This window comes from Pseudarthrobacter sp. MM222, from assembly GCF_947090775.1.
In the GTDB taxonomy this organism is placed as follows: Bacteria; Actinomycetota; Actinomycetes; order Actinomycetales; family Micrococcaceae; genus Arthrobacter.
Genome location: NZ_OX352321.1, coordinates 608,527 through 634,601, shown reverse-complemented (window position 1 = coordinate 634,601; position 26,075 = coordinate 608,527). Strand labels below are relative to the sequence as shown.

The following is a 26,075-nucleotide window of genomic DNA, read 5'->3' as shown; positions in this document are numbered from 1 at the left end:
TGGCTCCTTGAGTTGTTTTGGGCAATGCGGTGGCTGGCCTTCGCTGCCGGGAAGGCCTCTTCAGGCGGGGCGGTATTGCCGGGGGCTAGTTGAGTACGTTGTTCTCGTAGGCGAAGGCGACGAGCTGAATCCGGTTCTTCAGCTTGAGCTTCGCCAGTATGCTGCCCACGTGGGACTTCACGGTGGCCTCGCTGAGCACCAGCGAATCGGCGATCTCGGCGTTTCCCAGTCCTTTGGCGGTCAGGAGAAACACGTCGCGTTCCCGGCCCGACAGGTCGGCCAGGGCTGCGTCGTTCCCGGTGGCGGGCGTGGTGTAGTCACGCAGCAGTTCGTTCGTGATGGCCGGGGCGATGACCGAGTGCCCCGAGTGGACCGTTCGGATGGCGGCCAGCAGGAAGTCGGGTGTGGTGTCCTTGGTCAGAAAACCTGCAGCGCCGGCCTGGATAGCCCGCACGACGGCTTCGTCATGCTGGATGGTGGTCAGAACGATAATTTTGGTAGCGGGTCGAATGGGCGCCGCCATGATCGTTTTCGTTGCCGTGATTCCGTCCATAACGGGCATCCTGATGTCCATTAGGAGCACATCAGGACATAACTCCTGCACGAGTTCAACGGCCGCCGCTCCATTGACCGCTTCCCCGACAAGGTCCATATCCGTCTGGCTGCGCAGGATCATTTTGAGTCCGGCGCTAAACAGCGGCTGGTCATCGGCCAGGGCAATCCGGATTGGTGCACGGGTCATGGCTGTGCTCCTTCCAAAGCAAGAAGGCGGGGCTGTTTCCGGGCTGCCGCTGCGTGCTGGTCAGGAGCCGCCGAAGGGAGGAACGCCAGCACTTCGAAGGTCTCTGCGCCGCGGACTGTTTCGACCCAGCCGCCGGCGGCTGCAGCGCGGGCTTTCATTCCTGCTATCCCGCGGCCCGATGGGGTGGTCTTCGGCTCGACGGCCGGGCGGGAGATCAGCGAAGAGCGGACACGGAGCTCAAGGGACGTTGCGGCCCAGGCGAGGTGCAGGTGCGTGCCCCGGTTCCGGTCCCCGTGCTTGAACGCGTTTGTAAGGCTCTCCTGCGCAAGCCGATAAACCGTTAGCTGCTGGACGGCGGTCATGTCCCACGGCTCGCCTGTAAGTTCCATCGTGACCGGCATACCGCTGGAGCTCAAACGTTCGGCAAGAATCGCAAGATCTTCAATCTTGTGAGTCGGCTGGTTGCTTAGCTTTGTGGAAAAGCCTTCAATCAGCCGACGAGTTTCGACCAGTGCGGTCCTCGCTGATTCGGCGATGACCCTCGACGCTTGGTCGACGGATTCCGGTTCTGTGCGGTGGATGAAGCGAATTCCGTCGGCCTGCGCCACGATCACCGTCAGCGAATGTGCCAGGACATCGTGCAGCTCTCCGGCGATCCTGTTGCGTTCCTGTTCGACGGCAAGTTCGGTCGCCGTTTCCCGGAGTCGGGTTTCCGCCACGAGCTGTGCCCTCCGGCTCCTTGAGACGCTGTTGACTGCCATACCAACGGCCCAGGCGGCGAGGTTCAGGGCGGCGAACGCCCCGAAGATCAGAAAAGCATACGTGAGGGTTCGCAGTAGTCCCCTGCCGTAGAGCTGGTTGCCGAAGATGAAGTTGATCCAGGTCTGGTCGGTGAACCAATTGACGGTGGTGATGCCGGCGAATACGACAGCAGAAACGGGGACGACCCACCTGTTCCGGTTTTTCCAGCCGATCATGGCGAAGAAGATGACCACCGGAACGGCAGCGTAGCTTAGCACGCCGGAGAGAAGCACCAGCGGGAGGACCTTGAGCCCCTGAAGGGCCAGGGCGACGAAAACCAGTCCGAGGGCCGTCGCCGGCAGCATTTCAGCCACAGCTACACCGGTCAGGAGCGCCAGCAACAGGGCGCTGTTCTGGTCGAAATGGCGCTGCTCCAGGATGAGAAGTATCCCCAGAATCAGCACGGCCGTGGCCGGTGCCGCAAGGAACCTCAGGGACTGAATCGTTTTGAACATGCCTTCACCCTAAGCGGGCTCTTCCAGCACAGAGACCCATTTCGGGAGAGTTCCAACCCGATGATGAGGAAGTTCCACCCCACGGATGACTGATCCGCCCGTGGTTCCGCCAGTCGGAGTCGGAAAACGCCCTAGCCCGCCTGGTCGACGGCCGACATGTCGCCGACGCCAGGCGTGCCATCGGCGAGCGCGTAGCGCTGCAGCACCGCGCCCTTCGGTGAGGCGACGACCGGCTCGATGAGTCTGAGGTTCGTTGGCACCACCCCGTCGGCGAAGACCTTCTTTCCACCGCCGAGGAGGATCGGATACACCCAGAGCGTGAGGCGATCGAAGAGCCGCTCGCCGAACAGGGTCTGCACGAAGTCAAGACTGCCGATGACGTGGACGTTCTCGTGCCTGTCGCGCAGTGCGCGCACTGCGGCGGGCACATCAGGACCGAGCAGCGTGGAGCCGGCCCACTCGAGGGCAGGCGCCTGGCGCGAGGCCACGTATTTCGGGAGGCGGTTGAACAGCCGTGCGATTTCCCCGCCCGCATGCGGCCAGTACCCGGCGAAGATGTCGTAGGTCCGGCGCCCAAGCAGCAGAGCGTCCATCCCCGCCATCCCGGCGTCGATCTGCTCGCCGACGACCGCGTCGATCAGGGGCGCCTGCCAGCCGCCAAAGGCGAACCCGCCCTCAGTGTCCTCGTCTGGCCCGCCGGGCGCCTGCGCGACGCCGTCGAGCGTGGTGAACAGGTCGATATGGATCAGTCCCATGCCGTGCTCCCTCTCTGCCGCCCGCCGTCGCCCCGGCGCCGGGCTCACTTCGAGGCTGACACACAATCCCCCCGCGAAGCAACGGGTACCAACGGCTCGACGTGAGCCCACTGAGCATCCGCGATGTTCTGCCCTGATTAAATCCGGTTACATCCGGCCCGGTTCAGCCGATAAAGATTAATAGGCCGCCCACTGCCGTTCCAGCAGTGCCGCTGAAGGACTCCCAAGGCTGGCGCCGAATTCGCCCGGCGGTGTACCACCGCTCTGGTTCCGCGAGGAGTAGTCGAGGAACCACCAGTTTTGAGGAAGTTCGATGAGCAACCCGATCAGGCGTCTCAGCGCCGCCGTCACCGCCGGAGCCATGTCGGCGGTTGTCCTGTCTACCATGTTCGGCGGAACCGCCAACGCGGCCAACCCCGCTGCCATGCAGGCGACCCTGCAGGCCGCCTCCACGGGGACCTACACCGTCCGCTCAGGCGACACTCTCAGCGGGATCGCCGCCAGGCATGGAGTGAGCCTCGCATCCATTTTCGCGGCCAACAACATGAGCGCGCGGACCATCATCTATCCGGGGCAGAAGATCAAGCTGCGTCCCGCCACCAAAGCCGCTGCACCCAAGCCAGCCGCCAAGCCGGCAGCCAAGCCCGCCACCAAGCCGGCAGCTAAGCCCGCACCCAAGCCGGCAGCTAAGCCGGCCACACCCGCCGCCGCCATACACACCGTCAAGCCCGGCGACACGCTCAGCGGGATCGCCGCGAAACACGGTGTCAGCCTGTCCGGCCTCCTGGCGGCAAACGGGATGAATCTGCGGACCATCATCTACCCGGGGCAGAAAATCCGCCTGACAGCCAAGGCCGCACCGGCGCCCGCAAAGCCCGCACCCAAGCCGGCCGCCAAACCAGCGCCGAAGCCAGCACCTAAACCAGTTGCAAAACCAGCCCCGAAGCCGGCTGCCGCGAAGTCCTACGTGGTTAAGGCCGGTGACACGCTGTCCCGCATTGCAGCCAACCACGGTGTCAGCCTGTCAAGCATCCTGGCCGCGAACGGCATGAATCTGCGGACGATCATCTACCCTGGGCAGAAGATCGCCATCGCCGGAAAGGCCACGGCCGCCCCGAACCCGAAGCCGGCGGCGCCGTCGTCTACACCGTCAGTAGCCCAGCTGAAGACCATGGTGGCCGCTACCGCCCGCCGCATGAAAGTGGATCCGTCCCTGGCGTTGGCATTCGCCATGCAGGAGTCCAGCTTCCGCCAGAACGTCACGTCGTCGGCAGGTGCGATCGGCACGATGCAGGTCATGCCGACCTCCGGCGAATGGGCGTCCCAGCTTGTTGGCCGGTCGCTTGATCTGCGCAAGGCCCAGGACAATGTCACTGCCGGGGTCGCCATTATCTCGGCTTTGATCAGCACCAGTCCGAGCAAGGAGATCGCGATTGCGAGCTATTACCAGGGCCAGTACTCGGTGATGAACAGGGGCATGTACGAGGACACGAAGGCGTACGTCGCTTCGGTTCTGCGGCATCAGAAATCTTTCCGGTAGGCGGCTGGACCGCGCGCGCGGCCAGCTTGCGACGGCTCGTTGTTGCTTGCTAGTGACGTGCGGGAGCTGTCTTGGATATGCTCAGGCTCTGACGGGCCCTTCGGCCCACCCGCCCCGACGCCTCGGCTAGGGCCGAATGATCGCCGGGCTGAGCAGAGAGGCCAGCCGTGGATTTCATACCGGACAATGAGCATCCGCTGGACCCCTTTCCGCACTACCGGAGCATGAGGGACCGCGTCCCCGTTTTCCACGATGAGCAATCCGGGAGTTGGCATGTCTTCCGGTATGACGACGTGCAGCGGGTGCTCACCGAACATGCGGTGTTCTCCTCCAGGATGGGCGGAGACGAGGCCTCGGAGACCGGGCAGCTGTTCGCGGCGAGTCTGATCAGCACTGATCCTCCCCGCCACCGGCAATTGCGCTCCTTGGTGACCCAGGCGTTCACCCCTAGGGCGGTGGAGGGGCTTGCTCCCCGGATCTCGGCGCTCACGGAGGAGTTGCTGGACGGGGTGGCAACCGTCGGAACAGCGGACCTGATCAAGGAGCTGGCTTACCCACTGCCGGTGATCGTGATCGCGGAGCTCATGGGCATACCCGCGGAGGACCGGAATCGCTTCAAGCAGTGGTCCGATGTGATCGTCAGCCAAACGCGAGGCGTAACCGAGGATGCCGACCACCACGCCACCAACCGGGAAATGACTGACTACTTCCTTGCCATGATCGACCAGCGAAGAAGCCGGCCGGGAAACGATCTGATCAGCAACCTGCTGGCCGCCGAGATTGACGGGCAGAAACTGAGTGTGGCCGAGCTGCTGGGCTTCTGCAGCCTGCTCCTCGTTGCGGGCAATGAAACCACGACCAACCTGATCGGCAATGCGGTGCTTTGCTTCACTGAAGCGCCGGACACATTCGAACGGCTCGTCGCCGATCCGTCGCTGCTGCCGCAGGCCGTCGAAGAAGTGCTGCGTTTTCGCTCGCCCGTCCAGTCCATGTACCGGGTGGCGGCCACGGACACCACCGTGGGCGACGTTCCTATTCCGGCCGGAGCGCCGCTGGTGGCCTGGATCGGCTCCGCGAACCGCGACGAGCGGCAATTCCAGCGGCCTGAACAGTTCGACATTGACCGCGGACCTGTCAGGCACCTTGCCTTCGGCCAGGGCATTCACTTCTGTCTCGGCGCCCCTCTTGCCCGGCTGGAAGCCAGGATCGCGCTGACAGCCGTACTCTCCCGGTTGCCCGGACTGACCCTCGCGGCCGGAGCGCATCTCGAACGGATGGAGAGCACGATCATTTTCGGGCTCAAGGAGCTTCCGGTCAGCTGGCAGGCCGCTGGCCGTTCTCCGGCGTCGAAGTGACACGCTGGGGTGCCGACGGTTGATCCAGACTCCCCCACGGAGGGGCGGCGGTGCCCGCCCCGCAGGGAAGGCCTGGACCAGTGGAGCGACCTCAGCCGTGGGCCAGGATGGTGTTGATCAGCTGCGTGAGCTCGGCTGAGGCCTGCTGAGTGACGGCGGGGCCCGCTTTCACAGCTGTCACCGCAAGGTTGCCCTTGATGCCGGTAACAGTCAGCGCCGTTTGTGTCTGGCCCGTGCCAAGGCTTTGCTTGGCCAGGGCCGCGAAGGACGCGTCCCCATCCGTGGCGGCATCAACGGGCGTGGTCTCAGTGGTGATTTTCTGGCCGGCAGCTTCCAGGGTGAAAGTCTGGCACTGTGCGGCAGCGGCCTCGGATGCATCCAGCTGATCGGTCATGGTTTGGGCGTCCTTGAGGGCGATGACCGTGACAACGGTTGTCGTCTTGTCAGTTGCCGAGACGCTGGTACCCGCCGCGTACGTGCTGCCGTCCGGGACCTGGGCGTTGCTGTCGGCAAAGGCCTTGCAGGCTTCCGGGGTGAAGACGGCGGTCTTCAGTACTTCCTTGGCTCTGATGATGCCCTGGTCGATCTGCGCTGCTGGAATCACAGTCAGCGGTTGGCCCTGCGCGTCCTTCAGCGTGGAGATGAGGCCGGTCAGGTCCGCATTGGTGTAGCTCTTCGCGGGAGTTGGAGTTGCCGTGGGGGTGGCCGTGGGAGCCGCCGCCGGCGTTGCGGGGGAGGTTGTGGTGCCGGTGCCGGTGCCGGCCCCGCAGCCGGTAATGGCCAAGAGAGCCGCCAGAATTATGGCTGGCCGTGTGATTCGTCGGTGCATGCGCTGTCCCCAATCGGTTTACCGGTCCGCCTCCCGGTCTTGGGTGGCACGCTCCGGCACCGACCAGCCGTTTGTCCCGTGAAGGACCCGGGCCGGTGCGGCCTGTAGCTACACGTCGGAAAGCGGCATGAGGGCGCTGGCTGACGCGATGGCGTCAGGCTACAGGACCGAGCCCGCGGCACAACAGAGAGAAAGCTACCTGTTTTTCCCTTGTCTTTCCGCGCGCCGTCCGGGAGCCTTGGTGCATGGAACGGCCAGGCCGGAAGTTGCCCGTCCGGACCCCGCGGCGATCCGCCGGAGCATCCGCGACGCGGGGGGATTCTGCCTGGGGCGCTGTGCTGGGTTTCGGCCTGGTAAGCCTGGCGGCCGACGTGGTTTCCGACGGCGCCCGGCCGCTGGCGGGGCCGTTGCTGGCCCAGCTCGGCGCCTCGGCACTGCTGGTGGGGCTCGTGACAGGAGGCGCCGAGGCCGCCGCCCAAGGACTGCGGCTCGTCTTCGGCCCGTGGGCGGACCGCACCCGCAGATACTGGACCTTCACGCTGGCCGGGTATGCCCTCACGGTGATCAGCGTCCCACTGCTTGCGCTGGCTCCAGTGACGGGAGCGGCCAGCCTTGTCCTGGCTTGTACGCTGATTCTCGGAGACCGGGTGGGCAAAGCCGTCCGCAGTCCGGCCAAGACTGTGCTGCTGGCCGCCGCGGCCAAGCCGATCGGACGCGGCCGCGGCTTCGCCGTCCACAAGTCGCTCGACCTCGCCGGGGCGCTACTCGGGCCGCTCCTGGTCTCAGCGGTGCTAGCGGTCACCGGGCTTCTCACGGCGGCTTTCGCCGTGCTGGCACTCCCGGCATCCGCAGCGATGTTCCTGCTGGTCCGGCTGCGCCGCCGGGTCCCGGACCCGGGCGCCCGCGTACAAGCGGAGCAGCCGACGTCGTCATCCCCACCGACGGCGGCCCAGCCGCCGCCGGTGATCACCGGAGCCTTCCTGCTGTTCGGCGTCGCCGCCTTCTTCTGGAGCGCCGGCTTGGTGGCATTCGGCGTCATCTCATTTCACCTGACGACGACGGCGGCCGTTCCGGTCGCCGTGATCCCGCTGCTCTACGCCGGGGCGATGGGCGCCGCGGCGCTCGGCGCCCTTGCCAGCGGCGTTGTTTACGACCGTGCCGGAGGGGCGGTCCTCCTCGCGTTGCCGCTCCTGATCGCCGCCGTGCCGGTACTGGCGCTGGCACCGGGTACCGGTTTTATCCTCGCCGGAGTCCTGGTCTGGGGAACCGCGACGGGCGTTCAAGATTCCACGGTCAAGGCCCTCATTGCCGACCTGGTGCCGGAACTTCGGCAAGGGACCGCATATGGAGTCTTCGCCGCTTTCGAGGGTGCCGGGGCCCTGGCGGGCGGTGCCCTGTACGGTGCGCTCTACGACGCCCGCCCGCTGCTCGTCGGGGCCGTGGCCGTGCTGCAGGTGGTCGCCGTCGTCGTGCTGCTCGCGGCGCTGCGCAAATCCCGCCGGACCTAATCCGGCCACGGTGCAAACCTTCCGGTCAGCGCGCCGGCTGGGCTCCCGGCAGCGGCAGTCGGGCAGCCAGTCCAGTCAGCAGGATCGAGATGCCTTCGTCCAGTTCAGCCGCCCCGTCGTAGTCGGCGAGGACGGGCGCAAGGGCGCGCAGGCGGGGAAAGTCCTTTGGCGGCAAGCGATGCAGGCCCAGACGGAGAAGGGCTTCGTTTTCGTCCGGGTCCACAATGAACTCCTGGAGTTCGTTGAGGATGTGGCCGTACAGGTACCCGTAGTAGGCGCGGTAGACGTGAAGGGCGTCGGCGGGAGTAAAGCCGGCGTCGATCAGCAGGGACAGAATCTGTTCCAGGGGCCGCAGCGTCCCGAGCGGGCGAAGGCCCAACGGGGTCGACAGGGGCCGGGTCACCAAGAGCGGCACAACGTTGGGGTGCCGGAGCGCCAAGTGGCGCAGATCGTGGGCGATGCGCCGGAGCTGGGCTTGCCAGTCCGGGTCATCGGGGAAAATCGCCAGTTCGTTCAAGACGAGCTCCGAGACGCCGTCCAGCAGTGCGGCGCGGTTTTCCGCGTAGCGATACAGGCTCATAGGATCCCGGCCGAGTTCCTGCCCGAGCCGGCGCATGGTGAGCGCATCGAGTCCTTCGGCGTCAACGAGAGCCAGGGCTGCGGACAGAACAAGCTCCCGGCTGAGCCGCTTCTTCGCGTCGGGGCCCGGACTGGGCACCTGATTCTCTGCGGGGGACATGGGTTTCCGTTCTGGAGTGGCGGACAAACCGACCTTCCAAGGCAGGTTGCATATTCGGTAGTCTACGCTTACAGTCTACAACGTAGGGACATGGTCCCAACTCGTCTTCACTTCCGCATCTGCTGAGCTCTAGCGATGCGGAAACCCGCTTCGACGCCCCGTGCAGGGCGCGGAGCGTTAGCCGCTGTAGCCACACGGCGGCACAAAATGCACCGCGAGGAAAAGAGCCAGTCATGGCAAATTCTCAGTTCGACCAATTCCTGCAGGAAGCCACCACCCGTGACCCTGCGTCCGACCGCTCTTTAGGCCGGAACCGTCTCTACGGCCTTTACACCAGCTGGTGTTTTCTGCGCCAGGCAGCGCCTGGTCCCGAGGACGACTTCTGGGCGGCGATGAAGGAGAACCAAATCAATCCGAATCGCGCCGGCCTCCGGATGAAGGGCCCAGCCGCAGCGGACTACATCCTGGCCAGCTACCCAGGACTGGTCTGACCGGGGGTGAGCGTCACCTCAAACACTTACCTGCCGCGGGATGCCCACCAGCCCCGAGGCCGTCGCCCCTGGTGCGCCACCTGCGATACTGACCGGCATCTCCTTGCCGACGCCGTCACCACGCTGAATCCGCAGCAGGACACCCTCGCCGTTGCAGTCAGCTGCGCACGCTGCGGCGGCTCCCGCGTCCTGGCCACGACGGCAGCTCTCCTCGCGGCCATCCGCACGCCGGCAGAGAACGACAGAGCGGCCAACCTGACCTGCCAGCCTGCCCCCAATAATTGAAGCGGGACACCTGATGACTCGCCGCAGCACCCCGCACGCCGGGTCCTGCGCAGCCTGCGGGGAAAGACACGCCTAAAAGCGCCCCACCCGATAGTCACACGGAGTCGCTGGCGGACTTCTGCTCGCCGAACCGGAACTCCTGCCGGACGTTCGCCTCGGCGCGGCCGCGGTCGCCTCCATGGACGCGCGCTTTCCGGCCCACGCCGCGGTGCTTGTGCGGCGCCGCCGGGTTCCGGCTTCTAGAATTCATGCATGGGAGAGCTGGAGCTGGCGGGCATTGCGGCACGGCTCTATGCCCTGCCGTTCGACGACTTCGTGGCCGCCCGGACAGCCGCGGCCAAGGAAGTCGCCGCCGCCGCGCCGGGCAAGGGTCCAGCCGCGAAGGAACACCGTTCGCTGGCTGCCGATGTCCGCTCGCTGCCCAAGCCGTCCGTGGCGGCATGGACCGTAAACATGCTCGCGGCACACCAACCCGAGACCCTCACCGAGCTCATCGCGTTGGGCCGGACAATGCGGGCCGCGCAGACCGCATTGGATGCGGCCGAGCTCCGCCGGCTGGCCCAGCAGCGGCGGCAGCTCCTGGCCAGCGCGGTCAGGGATGCCCAAACGGTGGCAGAACAGCGCGGCCGGAAGATCAGCGGTGCAATCGCCAGCGAAGTGGAAGAGACCCTCCGCGCCGCCACGGCAGACGAAGGCGCGGCGGCCGCCGCCCAGAGCGGCCGCCTGCTCCGGGGGCTGTCCGCGGACGGCGTCGACGTCGTGGAGCTCGCCGGGGCCGTGGCGCTTCCGTCCGCCGTCGTCCAGGCAGCGGCCGCTACCCCCATGAGCGGGACGCCGCGCTCGGCGGCGCTGGGCACGCAGACGTCCGCGAAACCCCCCGCGCAGGCTCCGGCGGCGACCAAGGTGGCGACCAAGCAGCAGGCGGCCAAGCAGGCGACCCGGGAGCCGACGCAGCCCCGGCTGCGGGCGGTGCGGGAGGCGCCCCGCGAGGCCCCGCCGTCGGTACTTGAACGCGCCCGCGCCGCATTCACCGAAGCCGAAGAGTTCGCACGCGACGCCACGGAAGCTGCGCTGCGGTACGAGCAGGAGCTGGAGGAGACGACGGCCCTGGCGTCGGAACTGGCGGACGCGGCACGGTCCCTTAGGAAGCAGCTGGAACAGACGGAGCAGGACCTCAAAGCCGCGCGCAAGCGGCAGGAACTGTTGACCGCCCAGACCCAGCAGGCGGCCCGGGCGGCGGACCGGGCAGGGCGGAAAGAGGACCTCGCCCGCGAACGGCTACTGCGGCTTGGCAACACGCCGGGTTAGCGAACGAATACTGTCAGAGGCCGGTTGCACACTTGATTCATGGAAACGAACCAGTACTTTGAAGTGACCTATCTGGACACCGACTGCGGCCGCATCCGCACGGAGACTTTTGACGACGCCGCCGCTGCCGAGCGCTTCGCGAGCCGACGTGTTGCCGATGAAGACGGCTGGGCCGTCATCGACGCCGTGCCCGATGTGGAGCGCCGGCAGGCCGCCTGAGCCCTCCCGACGGGTTATTTGCCCGGCAAAAGGGCCCCCACCCGGGACAGGTGGAGGCCCTGCTGCGGTCCCGGGTTCCGCCGCCGGACGTGTCCTGGCAGCTGAACCGGGGTCCTGCTTAGGCGAAGTCGGAAACCGCCGGGTCCGGACCGATGCGGCCGGCGCCCTCGGCGGAGTTGTCCAGGCCGTTGATGGCCTGTACATCCGTTTCGTCCAAAGTGACATCCAGTGCCGCGTAGTTCTCGCGGATCCGGGACTCGGTCACCGACTTGGGAATGACCACATTGCCGATGGCGAGGTGCCAGGCGATGACGACCTGCGCCGGCGTGGCGCCGTGCTTGGCCGCGATCTGGGCGATCACGGAGCTCTCCAGCAGCTCGCCGCCCTGGCCCAGCGGGGACCACGCCTGGGTCAGGATTCCCTTGGAGGCGTTGAATTCGCGTAGCTCAGCCTGGTTGAAGAAGGGGTGCAGTTCGATCTGGTTGATGGCCGGAACGACGCCGGTCTCGTCGATTAGACGCTGCAGGCCTTCCTTCGTGAAGTTGGAGACACCGATTGTCTTGACGCGGCCCTGCTTCTGAAGCTCGATGAGAGCCTTCCAGGTGTCGACATATTTGTCCTGCTTCGGCTGCTGCCAGTGGATCAGGTACAGGTCGAGCGTCTCGAGGCCAAGCCGTTCCAGGGAGGACTCAAACGCCGCCAGCGTTGACTCGTAACCCTGGTCCGCGTTCCACAGCTTGGTGGTGATGAAGATTTCCTCGGGCTTGAGGCCGGAGCGCTCGATGGCGCGCCCGACTCCAGCTTCGTTGCCGTAGATCTTGGCGGTGTCAATGTGGCGGAAGCCTGCTTCGAACGCCTGGACAACCACCTTCTCGGCTACGTCGTCTTCAACCTGCCACACCCCGTAGCCGAGCTGGGGAATGGTGTTGCCGTCATTAAAAGTAAGTACCGGAGAAGAAGTCATCCGACCATCCTGCCAACTTCGGTAGGGTCCGGCCAGAGCAGGGGCAAAGCTAAGCTACCCGCGTAACCGGGAATATTGTCCGGAGGCCGGCGCCGCCACGGTTTCAGCCCCCGGCAGCGGCTTCGCCAAGACGCCTTTCAGCGTCGCGCACATGGTCCAGTACCGACTCGGCCCGACGCCGCACCGATTCCGCGCCGGCGGGCACGGGTCCCACCGCCAGCCGGAGCATTGCCGCCGCCTCCGCCGTCGTCGCGAGGGAGTTCCCGGCGGTTGACAGCGAGCGGTGGACACCCGCCAGTGCGCCCGGAATGTCGAGTCCGTCGCTGGGTGAGCGCCTCTGGGCCTCGACGCAGATCAGCCGGACTCGTACTGCGAGTTCAGACAGTTCGTTGGCGATGTCGACGAGTTCGGCGTAAAGCGCGTCGTCCTCCACGCCGTCCAGGACCTGATGGTACCGGTCCAGTCCGCGGGTGAAGCGGTCATTAGCCCGCCGCCACAGTCCCTTGCCGAGCTCGGCGTCGTCTCTCTTTCCCTGCCGGGCGGTGGTGAAGAATCCCAAGGTTCCCCTAGAGGTACTGGCCGGGACCGTGGTCCGGATCGGCGGATTCTTGGGGCGAGACATGGTTGGCCCCGGGCCGGGGCGCGCCCGCCCGCTGGGGTTCACCGTCCTCGCCGATGATGACGCCGGGAGCGATCACGGTCCCGGGCGGCAACTGGCGAAGCTGACGCTGGGCGGCTGCGTGTTCACGGGCTGCGTGCTGGGCAGCGAGGGCGGTCTGGATGCCGTGGAAGAGGCCTTCGAGCCAGCCGACCAGCTGGGCCTGGGCGATCCGCAGTTCCGCATCCGAAGGCGTGGTGTCCTCGGAGAAGGGAAGATTGATCCGCTCGAGTTCCTCCACGAGCTCGGGCGCGAGGCCGTCCTCGAGCTCCTTGATCGACCGTTCATGGATTCCGGCAAGACGGGCACGAGCCGCGTCGTCCAGCGGCGCGGACTTAACCTCGTCCAGCAACTGCTTCATCATGGTGCCAATCCGCATGACCTTGGCGGGCTCATCCACGAGGTCCTGCAGCTGGCTGCCCTTGGGACGCGGCGCTCCCGGCGGCACGCCGTCGGGGTTGCCCGGCGATCCCGGCACCACGGCACGCACAGGCTGCCCGGCCGGTCCCGATTGCTGCCCTGCGGCGGGGGCCGGACCAATGGACTCGGCCAGGGTGGTGCCCTCAACGGGAACGTCTTCGGCAGGCTGAGTGGCGTTCGGATCGCTCATGGCTTCATACTCTCACGAGCCGGAGACGGGAACCGGCCCGCAACGTCCCCGAGTCCACGTGGTGCGCAGGAAACAGCGGCACCCCGCCAAACCTCAGTGTCAGGCGAAACAACGGAGGACGCCGTCGCGCTTCTAGTGCGCGACGGCGCCCTCCAGTTAGCGGCCGGCCGGTCAGCAGGACCGGGTCAGCAGCACCGGCCCTGCGGATTGCTGTCCTGGCGGTCCGTTTGGTCCCGCCAGAACTCGCGCTCCGTCAGCGGCGGGGCTTCGTGACCCGAGCTTGCGTGGTGTTCCAGGTACTTCGCGTACGCATCCGCGCCCAGAACCCCGCCCAGATAGCGGGCGAAGCCCCGGAAGCTCTCAACCACCGCGTTCATGACCGGTTCCGCATCAGTGGTGCGCGGCCTTTTCGAACCGCTTGTCCGCCGGGAGCTTGTTCCATTCGGCCAGGAGCTCACGCTCGGACGGAGTGGGTACCGGACCCGCCGGGGCGAAAACGCGGGACGGCAGGACAGGATCCTCGTGGTCCTGGTTGGCCACACCGGCCCTGGCGTTGCGGATCGCCTTGTAGGTGGCCAGCAGCGCCGTCGCGATGACGATGATGCTGAGCACCACGAAGATGACCGAGAGCCAGCCCTGGATCGCGGTATTGCGCACCACGGCCTCCATGGCCGGCACGGTCTTGGCCGTGCCGAAGGACGTCTTGCCCTCCGCCAACGCCTTGGAGAACGCGGCGTTATTGGCGAAGTAGCCGACAGCCGGGGTGGAGGAGAAGATCTTCTGGTAGCTGGCCGTGATGGTCACGACGGCGGCGAACGCCAGCGGGAGCGCCACAATCCAGAGGTACTTGAAGGAGCCCCGCTTCGCCGCGATGGCGAGGCAGACGGACAGGGCGATGGCGGCCAGCAGCTGGTTGGCGATGCCGAACAGCGGGAACAGCGTGTTGATGCCGCCCAGCGGGTCGGTGACGCCCATCAGCAGCACGGCACCCCAGGCGCCCACCATGACGGCGGTGGCGAACCAGGCGCCCGGACGCCAGGAGTGTTCCTTGAACTTCGGGATGAAGTTGCCGATCGAGTCCTGCAGCATGAAGCGCGCAACGCGCGTGCCGGCGTCGACGGCGGTCAGGATGAACAGTGCCTCGAACATGATGGCGAAGTGGTACCAGAAGCTCATCAGGGCGGTGCCGCCGATGAACTGTTGCATGATGTGGGCCAGGCCCACTGCCAAGGTGGGAGCGCCGCCGGTGCGGGAGATGATGCTTTCCTCGCCGACGTTGGCAGCCGTCTCGGTGAGCAGGTTGGGGCTGATGTTCACGCCGGACAGGCCGAGGCCGTTAACCCAGGCGGCGGCAGTTTCCGCGGTGCCACCGGTGAGGGCGGCCGGAGCGTTCATGGCAAAGTACAGTCCACGGTCAATCGAGATGGCCGCAACCAGGGCCATGATGGCCACGAAGGACTCCATCAGCATGCCGCCGTAACCGATGTAGCGGCTCTGGCGTTCCTTCTCGATGAGCTTCGGCGTCGTGCCGGAGGAGATCAGCGCGTGGAAGCCGGACAGGGCGCCGCAGGCAATGGTGACGAACAGGAACGGGAATAGGGCACCCGGGAAGACCGGACCGTTGTCCCGGCTGGCGAACTCGCTGAAGGCCGGGACGTTGATTTCGGGGCGGACCACAATGACGGCCAGCGCCAGCATCACAATGACGCCGATCTTCATGAAGGTGGAGAGGTAATCACGCGGGGCCAGCAGCAGCCAGACCGGCAGGATCGCGGCGATGAAGCCATAGACGATGATGGCCCAGGCGAGGGTGACCTTGTCCAGGGTGAAGAGGGCGGCACCCCAATCGGTGCTCGCGACGGCGCCGCCGCCGATGATGGCGGCCATCAGCAGCACGAAACCGATCAGGGACACTTCCATGATCTTCCCGGGCCGGAGGAAGCGCAGGTAGATGCCCATGAAAAGGGCGATCGGGATGGTCATGCCGACGGAGAAGACACCCCAGGGGCTCTCGGCCAGCGCGTTCACGACGACCAGGGCCAGGATGGCGACAATGATGACCATGATGAGGAGCGTGGCAATCAGGGCCGCGGTCCCGCCGACGACGCCGAGTTCCTCGCGGGCCATCTGGCCCAGCGAGCGTCCACCGCGGCGCATCGAGAAGAACATGACGAGGTAGTCCTGGACGGCACCAGCGAGAACGACGCCGATGATGATCCAGATTGTGCCCGGCAGGTAGCCCATCTGGGCGGCGATGATCGGGCCCACCAGCGGGCCGGCGCCGGCGATGGCGGCGAAGTGGTGGCCGAAGAGGACGTTGCGGTCCGTGCGGACGTAGTCCTTGCCGTCGGCCTTGTACTCGGCCGGGGTGGCGCGGCGGTCGTTCGGCTTGAGCAGGTAGCGCTCAATGAACTTGGAGTAGAAGCGGTAGCCGATCAGATAGGTGCAGACCGCTGCAAAGACGAACCAGATCGCGTTGACGGTTTCACCGCGGACAATGGCCAGCATGAACCAGGCAACGGCGCCCAGCAGGGAGATCGCCACCCAGATCGCGATCTTGGTCGGCGTCCATTTGCGCTCTTCGGCTTCGCGGACCGAAGCGTCCACTGCTGTGGGCGGCAGCGCCGGATCCGGCGTGATGCCGTCCACGACCTGTAAGTTTTTTGACGTGCCATCAGGCATTGTGCCCATGTCTCCTCCTTGAGAAACCCAGCCGGACAACATCCTCTCGACGGATCCGCCCCAAGGCACCCTATCAACCGGACAAGTCCATTAATACGCCTCCGCGGCTACCATGCGCCAGACGGTCTGGAGGCGGCGCTGAACGGCAGAAAAGGGGCGTCAAACGGCGGGTTAGCTAGCGCGGCGGATTGGCCAGCTGCATCAGCCGGGCCTCACAGAGATCGAGCCAGCGGACTTCGGCCTCCGTCTGGAAGATGAGCGAATCCAGGACCAGAAGCCGCGCCGTGTCGGCCGGTCGATGCTGGGCGGCGGTGTCGCGCCGCGCCTTGGTGTAGTCCTGCAGGGCCCGAAGGGATACCCCTCGCTGGGCCTGGATGATGGCTCCGACGTCGACGCCGGGAAGCGTCAGCCCCAGAGCCAGTTTGATGGCCAGCTCGTTCCGGGGAGGCGCGGCGCGGGAAACGGGAGAGGCGAACCAGCCGCTGACCTCCGCCTCGCCCTCCGGTGTGATGCGGTAGATCACGTGGCCTTCGCGGTCCGCACCCTCTTTCCGCACGAGGCTGTCACGTTCCAGCCGGTCCAGGGTGGTATACACCTGCCCGATGTTCAGCGGCCAGGAGGCTCCGGTCCGGTCCTCAAATTCATTTTTCAGCTGATAGCCGTAGCGGGGGCCATCGTGCAGCAGTGCGAGGAGACTGTGGCGGATCGACATGGTGCTCCCGGAGGTAGCGGGGACGACAGCATACACGCGCCCCAAGACGCGTGTATACCGCGTATAGACCCACCCTACCGTCGCCCAGCGTCCCGAAGCAAAAGGAGTATTCCAAAAGCGGCATACCTTCGCGCGGCGGCCCTACATCAGGAGGAGGACTTTGCCGACGTGGTCGCCCGAGTCGAAGTAGGTGTGCGCGGCCTGGACCTGGTCCAGCGGGAAGGTCTTGGCCACCAGCGGCCGGATTCGGCCGTCGGCCAGCAGCGGCCAGACCGCGTCCCGGACGGCGTTCATGATCACGGTCTTCTCCTCGACCGGCCGCGGTCGCAGCGCCGTCGCAATGATGGCGGCCCGCTTGCGCAGCAGCTGGCCCAGGTCCAGCTCTGCCTTGCTCCCCCCTTGCAACCCGATCACGACGAGCCGCCCGTAGTCTGCCAGCGCGTCGACGTTTCCGCTGAGGTACTTGGCCCCGACGACGTCGAGAATGACATCCGCTCCCTTGCCGCCGTTCTGTGCGCGCAGGCTCTCCGGAAAGTCCTCCTCGGCATAATTGATCGCGATATCTGCGCCCAGGAAGGCCTTCGCGGTGCCCACCTTCTCTGCTGTGCCCGCCGTCGTCGCAACCACGGCACCGAGGGCCTTCGCGAGCTGGATGGCCATGGTGCCGATGCCGCCCGTGGCTCCGTGGATCAGCACCGTCTCGCCCGCTTGCAGCTGGGCAGTCATCACCAGGTTGGAGTAGACCGTAGCCGCGACCTCCGGCAGGGAGGCGGCCGTGACCAGATCAACGCCCTCGGGAACCCTCAGGACCTGGCCGGCCGGAACGGCGACCTGCTGGGCATAGCCGCCGCCAGCCAGCAGTGCCACGACCTTGTCCCCTACCGAGAAGGGCTTCGTGACCCCGGGACCGAAGCCGGCGATCCGGCCGGACACCTCGAGGCCGGGGATCTCCGACGCGCCGGGCGGTGGCGGGTAGTGGCCCTCGCGCTGGTGGACGTCGGCGCGGTTGAGCCCGGCGGCGACGACATCGATCAGTACTTCTCCCGGGCCGGGCTCCGGGGCCGGGACCTCACGTATATCCAGGGCCTCGGGGCCGCCGGGCTCGGAGATGTAGACAGCCTTCATGGAGAACTCCCGATTCCTTGCTCACTTCGTACAGGACTGCACCTGCGCCAGATGCTTCCGGCTCCAACTTCATCCAGAGTAAGTGGGGGAAGCGTCCCTGTCCGCGAGCGCAGCGGCCTTTTTTGTGGCAGCCGACTGCCTATGAAACACTACTCGTTAGGGAAGGTTGTCCGAGCGGCCGATGGAGCTGGTCTTGAAAACCAGTGTGCGGTGACCCCGTACCAAGAGTTCGAATCTCTTACCTTCCGCGAATGATGCCCCTGGGCCCGCGCTTGCCGCGGAACCGGGGGCATTTTTGCGCGCCGCGCCGCGCCGAGCCGGGACACCGAGCACGCGACTGCGGGAGCGTCTCACCGCGAACCATTGAAACAGTCACTCCCCCGGCATAGTCTCTCTGATGTCTCGACCACCCACACGAACCCCCGCGTCCACGCAACGAGGCGTGCGCCGCCACACAGAGCAGGAGCCTGCTATGCCTACACCCGACCACAGCAACGGCGCACCGTGCTGGATCGACCTAATGACCTCGGACGCCGAGAACGCCAAGGCGTTCTACGGAAGGCTCTTCGGTTGGACCTTCCAGACCGGAGACGAGGAAAAATACGGCGGGTACATCACTGCGTCGAAGAACGGGAAAACCGTTGCCGGCATGATGCAGAAGGACGACTCCATGGCGGGCATGCCGGACATGTGGAGCACCTACCTGCGCTCGGAGGACGCGGCTGCGACTGTGCAGGCCGCAACCCAGAACGGCGGACAGGTTTACATGGGCCCCATGGACGTGCCGGAGCAAGGTCGCATGGCTATGATTGCCGATGCCACCGGGGCGTCCGTCGGCGTGTGGGAGCCGAGCGAGATGAAGGGCTACGAACTGGCGGCCGAGGCCGGCACCCCCGCCTGGCATGAACTCCACACCAAGGACTACGCCACCGCCGTCAAGTTCTACCAGGACGTGTTCGGCTGGGACACCGACGTTATGAGTGACACTCCCGAATTCCGCTACACCACGCTGGGAGCCGGGGACGCCGCCAAGGCAGGAATCATGGATGCCTCCGGCTACCTCCCCGCCGAGGTCCCGTCCAACTGGCAGATCTACTTCGCCGTTGAGGACGCGGACGCCACCATCGAGAAGGCCGTTTCCATGGGCTCCCGGGTGATCGACGGGCCCGACGATTCCCCGTTCGGCCGCCTTGCGACCCTTGCTGACCCCACCGGCGCCATGTTCAAGATCGTTGCCGACACCGGCCAGGGCGCTCAGGCCGCCACGGACGCCTAGCCGCAGGCGGGGTTCCGCAGCCCCCGCACTTGTTACACAAATTGTTGTAAGAAATACCGGCCAGACCCTTTCCCAAGGGCTACTGGCCGGTATTCTGCTGTGGAGCGTCCGGTGGAGGCACCCCGGACACCGCTCACCTGCACCACCAGTCACCATTGCCCGGGGTTTCGAGCCGCTCCGGGAAGGCTGCGGCCCGTCTCGCTGGGGGACGTCCCGCCGAATGCACATGCCATACACCCCGTGTTCATTCACCCCTGTTTTGATGTGCCGGAAACTGCTTGACCAGGAGCAGAGACCGGACTGTCCGCGGGCATCACCCGGACACATTCCAACCAGCCCTTACCCGGGCACCTAATGGAAGTTAGAGCGGATGAAACACATACCTTGGAAAACAGCGCTGGGCACAGCCCTGTCGGCGGCGCTCACCGCCGCCCCGCTGGCCGCTGTGCCGGCGTTCGCCGTGGAAGTCTCCCCGGCCGCTGGCAGCTCACCAGTCATCATCAACGAGGCATACCTCAGCGGAGGCAGCGCCGGAGCCGCCTTCAAGAATAAGTTCGTCGAGCTGTACAACACCTCAGACACCGCCGTCTCGCTGGAAGGCTGGTCGCTGCAGTACCGGTCGGCCGGTGGCACCGGCGCGCCCGGAAACGTCGTCCCCCTCACCGGCAGTATTGCCGCCAAGGGCTTCTACCTCATCAAGGCAGCCGGCAACTCCCCGACCTCGACGGCGGCAGACCTGCCTGCCGCAGACCTGGACGCCGGCACCAAATTTGCCCCGAGCGGAACCACCGGCACCATTCTGCTGGCCAAACAGGCCACTGCCGTCAACCCCCTGGCCGCAGGCTCCGTCATCGAGACCGGCACCGTCGCGGATCTTCTGGGCTACGGCGGCTCGAACACCTTTGAAACGCAGGTCTCCTCGGCGCCGTCCAGCAACACAGACGTCAGGAGCCTGAGCCGCAGCAACTTCGCCGACAGCAACAACAACTCCGCCGACTTCAGCCTCAACGCGGCCATCACCCCGAAGGCTCCCAACGGCGTCACCGATCCGGGCCCGGTCAATCCTCCGGTCGATCCCGGCCCCGCCACTCCGCCGGCGGCAAAGACTATCGCGGAAATCCAAGGCACCGGGACCGCCAGCCCGTTGGTTGGAACCGCCGTCACTACACGCGGCAAAGTCACCGCTACGTTCCCCACCGGCGGTTTCTCGGGCTATTACATCCAGACCCCGGGCACCGGCGGCGATCTCGCGCCGGCCAACCACTCGGCGTCGGACGGCCTCTTTGTCTTCTCGTCCGCCACGGCTGCTGCTGTCCAGCCCGGCGACTACGTTGAGGTGACCGGCGCCGTCGGCGAATACTTCGGCCTTACCCAGCTGACGGTTGCTGCCGCGACGGACCTGAAGAAACTTCCGGAGGCCGCTCCGGAGGTCAAGGCCACCGGCTTCGCCCTTCCGGCCGATGAGGCGCTCCGTGAATCGCTCGAAGGCATGCTGCTGTCCCCGCAGGGAAGCGTGAGCGTCGCGGACAACTTCTCGCTGAACCAGTACGGCGAGATCGGACTGGCCGGCGGCACCACGGCGCTCGAGCAGCCCACCGCCGTCGCCCCGTACGGTTCCGAGGAGTACAGCGCCACCGTCGCCGCCAATGCCGCCCGCGGCATCAAGCTGGACGACGGCGCCACCACGAACTTCCTCAGCAACTCCGGCACCAAGGCCATGGAGCTGCCCTACCTGACGGCGTCGGACCCCGTCCGCGTCGGAGCGCCGGTGAGCTTCCGGACCAACGTGGTGCTCAGCTACGCCAACAGCTCGTGGAAGTTCCAGCCGCTGACGCACCTGACCCGCGCAAATGCGGACGCGGTGCAGCCGGCCAGCTTCGGCGCCACCCGCACCGATGCCCCCGCGGCAGTGGGCGGAAACCTGAAGATTGCCTCTTTCAACGTGCTGAACTACTTCCCCACAACCGGCGACCAGATCGCGGGGTGCAGGTTCTACACCGACCGTGCCGGCAACCCCGTCACGGTGCGGGACGGCTGCAACGTCCGCGGAGCAGCCAACGCCGAGAACCTGCAGCGCCAGCAGGACAAGATCGTCGCGGCCATCTCGAAGTCCGGCGCCGACGTCGTGTCCCTCATGGAGGTCGAGAATTCGGCGCAGTTCGGCAAGACCCGTGACGACGCCCTGGCCAAGCTGGTGGACGCGCTGAACGTCGCCACACCGGGGATCTGGGGTTACGTCCGCACGCCCGCCAACGCGCCTCCGCTGGCCGATGAGGACATGATCAGGACGGCCTTCATTTTCAAGAGGGTCGCAGCGGAGCCCCTGGGTGCGTCCGTGATCCACAACGACACCGTCGCGTTCGCCAGCGCCCGCAAGCCGATGGCCCAGGTCTTCAAGCCCGTCGGCGCAACCGATGACAAGAAGTTCATCGCAATCGCCAACCACTTCAAGTCCAAGGGCTCCGCGGCCACGCCGGACGACACCGACAAGGGCCAGGGTGCCTCCAATGCAGCCCGCACCGCGCAGGCGAAGTCCCTGCTGGCGTTCTCCAACGAACTGCAGGCGTCCAAGGGCACCGACAAGGTCTTCCTGATCGGTGACTTCAACTCCTACGCCAAGGAAGACCCGATCAACGTCTTCACGGCCGCGGGCTACGTCAACCAGGATGAAAAGGCCAAGAACGCCGACGGTTCCGCCAAGCACTCCTACCTCTTCGCCGGCATGGTGGGTTCGCTGGACCACATCCTCGCCTCACCCGGCGCCGACGCCGTCGTCACCGGCGCGGACATCTGGAACATCAATTCCGTGGAATCCGTTGCGCTGGAGTACAGCCGCTACAACAACAACGTGACCGACTACTACGCCGCGGACCAGTTCCGGGCGAGCGACCACGATCCGGTGCTGGTGGGGCTGAACCTGCCCGTTCCGCCGGCCAGCGTGGAGCTGAACTTCCTCGGGATCAACGATTTCCACGGCCGCATCGATTCCAACACGGTGCTCTTCGCGGGGACCATTGAGAAACTGCGGGCCGCTGCGGCTCCCGGCGCCACGGCGTTCCTTTCCGCGGGCGATAACATCGGCGCGGGGCTGTTCGCCTCGGCCGTGGCCAAGGACCAGCCGACCATCGATGTCCTGAACGCCCTCGACTTGCGCACCTCGGCGGTGGGCAACCACGAGTTCGACGGCGGCTGGGCCGACCTGCGCGACCGCGTCATCGCGGGCGGCGGCAACGCCAAGTTCCCGTACCTGGGCGCCAACGTCTACAAGGCCGGCACCACCGAGCCGGTCCTGCCGGAGTACACGGTGCTCGACCTGAACGGCGTCAAGGTCGCCGTGATCGGCACCGTAACCCAGGAAGTGCCTTCGCTGGTCACCCCCGCCGGCGTCGAAGGCCTCGAGTTCGGCGACGCCGTCGAGGCCATCAACCGCGTGGCCGCGAAGATCAAGGCGGACAAGCTCGCCGACGTCATCATCGTGGAAAACCACGACGGCGCCGGGTCCGGTGCGCCGGAAGGGTCCAGCCTGGAGCAGGAGGTCGCAGCCGGCGGACCCTTCGCGAGGATGGTCACCGGGGTCACCCCTGATGTCGCCGCCATTTTCAACGGCCACACGCACAAGCAGTACTCCTGGGACGCTCCGGTCCCGGGTGTTGAGGGCAAGACCCGCCCGATTGTCCAGACCGGCAACTACGGCGAGTTCATCGGCCAGATCCAGCTGACCATCGACACCAAGACGATGTCCGTAACCGGCTACAAGGCGGGGAACGTCCAGCGCACCACGACCGCAGAGCAGCCGGCAGCGGACCTCGTGGCGAAGTACCCACGCGTCGCCGCGGTCAAGACCATCGTTGACAAGGCCTTGGCCGACGCCGCGGTGATCGGCAACCAGCCGGTCGGCACGGTGACGGCGGACATCACCCGGGCGTTCACCCCCGCCACACCGACGAGCCCCGCCGCGCAGGATGACCGTGCGAGCGAATCCACCCTGGGCAACCTCGTTGCGGATTCCCTCGTGGAATCCCTCAAGGCACCGGAACTCGGCGGCGCCGAAATCGGGGTCGTGAACCCGGGCGGACTGCGCAGCGAGCTGTACTATGCGCCGGACGGCACCATCTCCTACGCGGAGGCCAACGCGGTCCTGCCGTTCGTGAACAACCTGTGGACCACGTCCCTGACGGGAGCACAGTTCAAGACGCTCCTGGAGCAGCAGTGGCAGACCACCGCCGAAGGCACCGTTCCCAGCCGCCCGTACCTCCAACTGGGCCTTTCCAAGAACGTCAACTACACCTACGACGCCGCGCGCGTCGCCGGTGACCGGATTACCTCGATTCGGATCAACGGAACCGTGGTCGACCCGGCGAAGTCCTACCGGATCGGCACGTTCAGTTTCCTGGCAACCGGTGGCGACAACTTCCGCATTTTCAAGTCCGGCACGAACACCAAGGACTCCGGACTTGTGGACCGCGACGCGTGGATCAAGTACCTGCAGGCCCACAACCCGGTCTCGCCGGACTTCGCGCGCCGTTCCGTGGCGGTGGCCAACACCACCGCCGCAGAGGTCAAGGGCGGAGAGCCGATCACCCTGGCGGTCTCCAAGCTGGACCTCACCTCACTGGGCAGCCCGGCGAACACCTCGCTGCGCGCCGAATTCTCTGACGCCGCCGGCAAGGTCACGGCCCTGGGCACAATCCCGGTGACGTCCGGTGCTGCCACGGTGAATGTGGCGGTTCCGACGGGCGCGGCGACCGGCACGGGCACCCTGGTGCTCACCGCCGCCGAATCCGGCACAGTGGTGAAAGCGCTGGCGTCGGTGGCGGCCAGCGGTCCGGTCCCGCCGACGTGCACCGCGCCGGTTCCGCCGAAGAAGTGGTACGACGTTTTCGGGTGGATCAGGTACTCGATCGCGTGGCTCCAGTACCAGAAATGCCTCAAGGGCTAGCGCCATAGCCCTCCCGCAGTGAGCATGTCCTCCCCTGCGCTGCAGCACTGGACATTTTGCCAGTATGTCCAGTGCTCGGCCTGGCCGGAGGGCATGCTCATTTTTCGCGCGGCGGGCTCTCCGAACGGGACCCCTACGCCGTCCGCAGGTGGGGCCGGTGGTGTGCGTGTGACAGGCGGTGCACATGAGACTCTGCTACCATCACGCGAATGGGCAGGGGAAAATTTCATCGCGCGGTGGGCATCGTCATAGCGCTGGCAGCCGGCAGCGCGGCGGCGCTGTTGTGGTTTGCGGTTGCGGCCGGCGGCCCGCACCTTGAGGAGTCGCCGAGCAAAGGGCTGGTTCTGGGCGTCTGGAATGTGCTCTATAACACCGATGCTCCGGCTTGGCGCAACATTGTCGCCGCCGTTGCCCTCGCGCTTCTGCTTGCGGCGGGGATCGCGCTGCTGGAGCGCCGGATCACCAACCGGTCGCGTCGTTCCGCGAATCCCCAGCAGGCACCGCTGGCGCCCCGCATCGTCATGGCCGACACCCGCAAGGTCTTCGGCGGTCCCGTGACCGTGACGGTGCTGATTCCAGCGCACAACGAGGAAGCGTCGCTTCCCGCCACGATCGCCTCACTTCTGACGCAGTCCCACCGTCCCGAGCGCATCATCGTGGTCGCGGACAACTGCACGGACAACACGGTGGCCCTCGCCCGGCAGGCCGGCGTCGAGGTCATGGAGTCCGTCGGCAACACCAAAAAGAAGGCCGGCGCGCTGAACCAGGCACTCAAGCGGCTTCTTCCCGGCCAAGGCGACAACGACGTCGTGATGGTGATGGACGCCGATACCAGCCTTGACGACGGGTTCCTCGCCGCGGCAGTCGCCCGCTTCACCGACGACCGAGCCCTGATGGCCGTCGGCGGGCTGTTCTACGGGGAAGAGGGCCACGGCGTGCTGGGGCAGTTCCAGCGCAACGAATACATCCGCTACGGACGCGAGATCCGCCGGCGCCGGGGCCGCGTCTTCGTGCTCACCGGCACCGCATCAATGTTCCGGCCACGCGCGCTGCGCACCATCGCCGAGCAGCGCGGAGAGTCCCTTCCGGGTAACACGGGCGACGTGTACGACACCGTCGCCCTGACGGAAGACAACGAACTGACCATTGCCTTAAAGTCCTTGGGCGCCCTGATGATCTCGCCGGCCCAGTGCACGGTAGTCACAGAACTCATGCCCAGCTGGCGCACGCTCTGGTCCCAGCGCTTGCGTTGGCAACGCGGTGCCCTGGAGAACATCGGCGCCTACGGCGTGACCACGCAGACGGTCCGGTACTGGGCCCAGCAGCTCGGCATCGGCTACGGCGTCATTGCCCTGAGCGCCTACTTCCTGCTGATCCTGCTGATGGTGTTCTCGCTCGACGCCTGGATCTGGTTCCCGTTCTGGCTGGGCCTGGGAGCACTGTTCACGGCCGAACGTGTCGTCACGGTCTGGAAGGGCGGCTGGCGTGCCCGGCTGTTGGCCCTGACGCTGTTCCCGGAACTTTTCTTCGACATGTTCCTCAACATCATCTACGTCAAGGGAATCATCGACATCGCACTCGGACGCACCGCCAACTGGAAACACCTCACCCACGAGGCCGCCCCCAACAGTGTGAAGGCAGACGCATGATCCCGGCCGTCAACCACCTTGTCCCTGCGGGGATCCTGCTCCCGGAATCGATCGTGCACACCGAGTGGTTCGCCATCCTGGCGACCTTCGTGGCGATCAACACCGTCATGTATGGCGCTCTGGCGGCGGCGAAGATCCTGCCGAAGCTGCACCCCGGTTCCTGGCTTCCGCAGCGGCACGAACGGGCCGAGACCCGCAGCATTTACCCGGACGCACGGCGGTAAGCGCCCTCCACCGAGGGACATGCCCGCCCCTGAACGGCAGCGATGGACATATGGGCACCATGCCCATCCCCCGGCCCGAACGCGGAGCATGCTCATCGGGCGCACGGCGGTAAGCGCCCTCCACCGAGGGACATGCCCGCCCCTGAACGGCAGCGATGGACATATGGGCACCATGCCCATCCCCCGGCCCGAAGGTGGAGCATGCTCAT

Annotated in this window: 24 protein-coding genes and 1 tRNA gene; 12 read left to right on the top strand and 13 right to left on the bottom strand. The window is 66.2% G+C overall.

Annotated features, from left to right (window positions below; all coding sequences use genetic code 11):
• Positions 1 to 85 precede the first annotated feature (85 nt).
• The 3 genes from OM977_RS03055 to OM977_RS03045 form a co-directional block, all read right to left on the bottom strand.
• Entirely contained in the window at positions 86 to 742 is a 657-nt protein-coding gene (locus OM977_RS03055; RefSeq protein WP_264356084.1) for a response regulator, read from the bottom strand.
• Complete coding sequence (locus OM977_RS03050; protein ID WP_264356083.1) at positions 739 to 1,998, bottom strand: sensor histidine kinase; 1,260 nt, start codon at positions 1,996 to 1,998, stop codon at positions 739 to 741. Before OM977_RS03050 ends, OM977_RS03055 begins: the two co-directional genes overlap by 4 nt.
• A 131-nt stretch (positions 1,999 to 2,129) precedes the next feature.
• Positions 2,130 to 2,753, bottom strand: coding sequence for a dihydrofolate reductase family protein (locus OM977_RS03045; RefSeq protein WP_264356082.1), 624 nt, complete (start codon positions 2,751 to 2,753; stop codon positions 2,130 to 2,132).
• Positions 2,754 to 3,066: 313 nt separating this feature from the next.
• On the opposite strand from OM977_RS03045, the gene OM977_RS03040 reads away from it, so the two are divergent.
• Both OM977_RS03040 and OM977_RS03035 read left to right on the top strand, forming a co-directional pair.
• A complete protein-coding gene (locus OM977_RS03040) occupies positions 3,067 to 4,293 on the top strand; it encodes a LysM peptidoglycan-binding domain-containing protein (RefSeq protein WP_264356081.1) in 1,227 nt (408 codons plus the stop codon).
• 167 nt (positions 4,294 to 4,460) lie between these two features.
• Complete coding sequence (locus OM977_RS03035; RefSeq protein WP_264356080.1) at positions 4,461 to 5,648, top strand: cytochrome P450; 1,188 nt, start codon at positions 4,461 to 4,463, stop codon at positions 5,646 to 5,648.
• A gap of 91 nt (positions 5,649 to 5,739) precedes the next feature.
• On the opposite strand, the gene OM977_RS03030 is transcribed toward OM977_RS03035, so the two are convergent.
• Complete coding sequence (locus tag OM977_RS03030; RefSeq protein ID WP_264356079.1) at positions 5,740 to 6,477, bottom strand: hypothetical protein; 738 nt, start codon at positions 6,475 to 6,477, stop codon at positions 5,740 to 5,742.
• A gap of 245 nt (positions 6,478 to 6,722) precedes the next feature.
• Between OM977_RS03030 and OM977_RS03025 the strand changes: the two genes are divergently transcribed.
• Positions 6,723 to 7,985 carry an MFS transporter gene (locus tag OM977_RS03025; RefSeq protein ID WP_264356078.1) on the top strand — a complete coding sequence of 421 codons (1,263 nt, stop codon included), beginning with the start codon at positions 6,723 to 6,725 and terminating at the stop codon, positions 7,983 to 7,985.
• Positions 7,986 to 8,010: 25 nt separating this feature from the next.
• Here OM977_RS03025 and OM977_RS03020 read toward each other — a convergent pair whose 3' ends face one another.
• Complete coding sequence (locus OM977_RS03020; RefSeq protein ID WP_264356077.1) at positions 8,011 to 8,724, bottom strand: TetR/AcrR family transcriptional regulator C-terminal domain-containing protein; 714 nt, start codon at positions 8,722 to 8,724, stop codon at positions 8,011 to 8,013.
• Between the two features lie 233 nt (positions 8,725 to 8,957).
• On the opposite strand from OM977_RS03020, the gene OM977_RS03015 reads away from it, so the two are divergent.
• Positions 8,958 to 9,215 carry a hypothetical protein gene (locus OM977_RS03015; RefSeq protein ID WP_264356076.1) on the top strand — a complete coding sequence of 86 codons (258 nt, stop codon included), beginning with the start codon at positions 8,958 to 8,960 and terminating at the stop codon, positions 9,213 to 9,215.
• A gap of 6 nt (positions 9,216 to 9,221) precedes the next feature.
• Positions 9,222 to 9,500 carry a hypothetical protein gene (locus OM977_RS03010; RefSeq protein WP_264356075.1) on the top strand — a complete coding sequence of 93 codons (279 nt, stop codon included), beginning with the start codon at positions 9,222 to 9,224 and terminating at the stop codon, positions 9,498 to 9,500.
• A 94-nt stretch (positions 9,501 to 9,594) separates the two neighbouring features.
• Here OM977_RS03010 and OM977_RS03005 read toward each other — a convergent pair whose 3' ends face one another.
• A complete protein-coding gene (locus tag OM977_RS03005) occupies positions 9,595 to 9,750 on the bottom strand; it encodes a hypothetical protein (RefSeq protein ID WP_264356074.1) in 156 nt (51 codons plus the stop codon).
• A gap of 2 nt (positions 9,751 to 9,752) precedes the next feature.
• Between OM977_RS03005 and OM977_RS03000 the strand changes: the two genes are divergently transcribed.
• Positions 9,753 to 10,808 (top strand): hypothetical protein, encoded by a 1,056-nt coding sequence (locus tag OM977_RS03000; protein WP_264356073.1) that lies wholly within the window; start codon positions 9,753 to 9,755, stop codon positions 10,806 to 10,808.
• 39 nt (positions 10,809 to 10,847) lie between these two features.
• The gene (locus tag OM977_RS02995; protein WP_264356072.1) at positions 10,848 to 11,027 is read left to right on the top strand and encodes a hypothetical protein; all 180 of its coding nucleotides are present in this window, start codon (positions 10,848 to 10,850) and stop codon (positions 11,025 to 11,027) included.
• Positions 11,028 to 11,145: 118 nt separating this feature from the next.
• Here OM977_RS02995 and OM977_RS02990 read toward each other — a convergent pair whose 3' ends face one another.
• From OM977_RS02990 to OM977_RS02960, 7 genes are all read right to left on the bottom strand, one after another.
• On the bottom strand, positions 11,146 to 11,991 hold the full coding sequence (locus OM977_RS02990; protein ID WP_264356071.1) for an aldo/keto reductase: 846 nt from the start codon (positions 11,989 to 11,991) through the stop codon (positions 11,146 to 11,148).
• A gap of 103 nt (positions 11,992 to 12,094) precedes the next feature.
• Entirely contained in the window at positions 12,095 to 12,550 is a 456-nt protein-coding gene (locus OM977_RS02985) for a hypothetical protein (protein WP_264356070.1), read from the bottom strand.
• 7 nt (positions 12,551 to 12,557) lie between these two features.
• On the bottom strand, positions 12,558 to 13,259 hold the full coding sequence (locus OM977_RS02980) for a bacterial proteasome activator family protein (protein ID WP_264356069.1): 702 nt from the start codon (positions 13,257 to 13,259) through the stop codon (positions 12,558 to 12,560).
• Positions 13,260 to 13,444: 185 nt separating this feature from the next.
• The gene (locus tag OM977_RS02975; RefSeq protein ID WP_264356068.1) at positions 13,445 to 13,636 is read right to left on the bottom strand and encodes a YbdD/YjiX family protein; all 192 of its coding nucleotides are present in this window, start codon (positions 13,634 to 13,636) and stop codon (positions 13,445 to 13,447) included.
• Between the two features lie 13 nt (positions 13,637 to 13,649).
• Entirely contained in the window at positions 13,650 to 15,950 is a 2,301-nt protein-coding gene (locus tag OM977_RS02970; RefSeq protein ID WP_264356067.1) for a carbon starvation CstA family protein, read from the bottom strand.
• Positions 15,951 to 16,116: 166 nt separating this feature from the next.
• On the bottom strand, positions 16,117 to 16,653 hold the full coding sequence (locus tag OM977_RS02965) for a PadR family transcriptional regulator (RefSeq protein WP_264356066.1): 537 nt from the start codon (positions 16,651 to 16,653) through the stop codon (positions 16,117 to 16,119).
• 141 nt (positions 16,654 to 16,794) lie between these two features.
• The gene (locus OM977_RS02960; RefSeq protein WP_264356065.1) at positions 16,795 to 17,778 is read right to left on the bottom strand and encodes an NAD(P)H-quinone oxidoreductase; all 984 of its coding nucleotides are present in this window, start codon (positions 17,776 to 17,778) and stop codon (positions 16,795 to 16,797) included.
• A 160-nt stretch (positions 17,779 to 17,938) separates the two neighbouring features.
• Between OM977_RS02960 and OM977_RS02955 the strand changes: the two genes are divergently transcribed.
• The 5 genes from OM977_RS02955 to OM977_RS02935 all read left to right on the top strand — a co-directional run bounded on the left by OM977_RS02955 (position 17,939) and on the right by OM977_RS02935 (position 25,866).
• Positions 17,939 to 18,026, top strand: a tRNA-Ser gene (locus OM977_RS02955).
• 224 nt (positions 18,027 to 18,250) lie between these two features.
• Entirely contained in the window at positions 18,251 to 19,054 is an 804-nt protein-coding gene (locus OM977_RS02950) for a VOC family protein (RefSeq protein WP_264356064.1), read from the top strand.
• Between the two features lie 370 nt (positions 19,055 to 19,424).
• Positions 19,425 to 23,993 (top strand): ExeM/NucH family extracellular endonuclease, encoded by a 4,569-nt coding sequence (locus tag OM977_RS02945; protein WP_264356063.1) that lies wholly within the window; start codon positions 19,425 to 19,427, stop codon positions 23,991 to 23,993.
• A 236-nt stretch (positions 23,994 to 24,229) separates the two neighbouring features.
• Complete coding sequence (locus OM977_RS02940; protein WP_264356062.1) at positions 24,230 to 25,642, top strand: glycosyltransferase family 2 protein; 1,413 nt, start codon at positions 24,230 to 24,232, stop codon at positions 25,640 to 25,642.
• Positions 25,639 to 25,866 carry a hypothetical protein gene (locus OM977_RS02935; protein ID WP_264356061.1) on the top strand — a complete coding sequence of 76 codons (228 nt, stop codon included), beginning with the start codon at positions 25,639 to 25,641 and terminating at the stop codon, positions 25,864 to 25,866. Before OM977_RS02940 ends, OM977_RS02935 begins: the two co-directional genes overlap by 4 nt.
• Positions 25,867 to 26,075 lie beyond the last annotated feature (209 nt).